Raw genomic sequence first — 1013 nt, 5'->3', positions numbered from 1 at the left:
CTTTTTTTCAAAATATATTCGCTATTACTTTACTCTTTTTCAGGCTAACAGAATTAGCTAGATAACAATTGTTTTTATTTATAAGTTATGCAGGAGAACGAGGTTTTCATCACTTCTTTTCTACGAAAAGAAATTGCCCTAAAAAGTCAAGAAAAGAAAAATAATTACCTTTTAAATTATCAATAATAGAAGTTGTCATTTTGATTTTTATGTCTCAAACTGCCGATTTTATTTATTTTTGCCACGATTTTTCAATGAACATCATTGATAACACTTAACTTTTTGCATGCTGTTTATCGGAGATAATATCACTATATTTTGTAAGCGATAAACCTTTAGTAAAGCTAATTTAAACCTTATTAAATATATTGCTAAGGGGGACAGGTACTGGAGCAATGATATCTATAGGCGAATGGTTTCTATTAATCAAAGAGAGGCCCTTTAATTAAATCTATAGGTAACATATTGCAAAATAGATTCTGAAAATCAGAACTAACATCAATAGCCATGATTTTGCTACCTAAATCCTTTATAGTATATATCTTATCTGAAAGTTCATTTAATCCATTGTTAAGTTCATAAAGCAACTGCGAGCTAGATATCGATAGATATTTCAGTTCTTCATATGGCATTAACTTAAATGAGTCAAAAGTAGAAACCCTTACCCCAAAGTTCACACCTTCTAAAAGCATAATCATAAATGAACTGTATATCACCTTATCTGATATTTGGGGTAAACTTGATAATTGAAGGGTGATATTAAAACCTTTGCAAGTGGAAAGGCGTTGCAAATCAATTATTTGTTCGACAAACTCTCTGTTTTTAAGACTTTCTGTCTTAACGGTAATAAAATATTCTTTACTCATGTTTTCGATTGTTTTCTGCACTAAAAGTTGTTTTATAATTTCTATAGAACTTTTATTTTCATTCGATAAACCCGAAGCAAAGTTTGATTTGTTAAATAAATTTAAAAAACCATTTGTTTCGTATGCTTTTATTTCAAAAGCATATTC

Annotated in this window: 1 protein-coding gene; it reads right to left on the bottom strand. The window is 28.8% G+C overall.

The window, feature by feature from the left end; translation table 11 throughout:
- Positions 1-422: 422 nt before the first annotated feature.
- On the bottom strand, positions 423-1013 hold a 591-nt coding region (locus K5Q92_RS23745), incomplete at its 5' end, for a hypothetical protein (RefSeq protein WP_220771248.1).

The sequence above is a fragment of the Shewanella sp. MBTL60-007 genome, from assembly GCF_019654915.1.
Classification (GTDB): domain Bacteria; phylum Pseudomonadota; class Gammaproteobacteria; order Enterobacterales; family Shewanellaceae; genus Shewanella.
This window is presented reverse-complemented; position numbering and strand designations above follow the sequence as displayed.